Source organism: Tetzosporium hominis (assembly GCF_002265435.1).
Taxonomy (GTDB): domain Bacteria; phylum Bacillota; class Bacilli; order Bacillales_A; family Planococcaceae; genus Chryseomicrobium; species Chryseomicrobium hominis.
This window is the reverse complement of sequence record NZ_NOKQ01000061.1, coordinates 1-209: the sequence shown is the minus strand read 5'-3', so window position 1 is coordinate 209 and position 209 is coordinate 1. Positions and strand designations below refer to the sequence as shown.

Sequence of the window (209 nt, the reverse complement as noted above, 5' to 3'; positions counted from 1 at the left end):
GTGATTTGAAAAATAAAGTTAAAGTAATCGTTGATACTGATGAGCTGCGTAATCCCCAGTTCTCCAGCCAGTCCTGTCAGGAAAGACATCAAGTAGGGGAACAATAAAAAGTACGAAAACGCCACGCCCCCTAAAAACAATAGGAAGGCAAACGGAATGTAGCTCAGCGTTGCACGGCGTGCGGGTTCATGCAGTCCTGGACTTACAAA

At 45.5% G+C, this 209-nt stretch carries 1 protein-coding gene; it reads right to left on the bottom strand.

The genetic code is table 11. From position 1 onward, the window contains the following. A partial coding sequence (locus tag CF394_RS00200; RefSeq protein ID WP_207761656.1) for a twin-arginine translocase subunit TatC occupies positions 1–209 on the bottom strand: 209 nt, incomplete at both ends.